Consider the following 262-nt stretch of genomic DNA (forward strand, 5'->3'; position numbering starts at 1 on the left):
CGAGGCCGCCGGCACCGCCGCTGACGAGATAGACGCCGCCGGGCCGCCACACCGGCGCCGGGTCCCCGGCGGACGACGCGCGACCCGCCGACCGGGCCGCGCTCCAGTGGCGCACCTGCCGTACGGCTCCGGTCCCGGTTCCCGTACCGGCTGCACCGGCGGTCCGCCGTACATGGTCCGCCTCCTCGGCGGCCTCCTCGTCCAGCACGCGCGCCAGCTCGGCGCCGCCCGGCAGTCGGTCGAACTCGACGAGCTGGCCCCG

At 79.0% G+C, this 262-nt stretch carries 1 protein-coding gene; it reads right to left on the minus strand.

The window, feature by feature from the left end:
* The coding region (locus AN218_RS11560; RefSeq protein WP_171908652.1) for a hypothetical protein at positions 1 to 262 on the minus strand (262 nt) is incomplete at both ends.

It is taken from the genome of Streptomyces nanshensis, assembly GCF_001751255.1.
GTDB lineage: Bacteria > Actinomycetota > Actinomycetes > Streptomycetales > Streptomycetaceae > Streptomyces > Streptomyces nanshensis_A.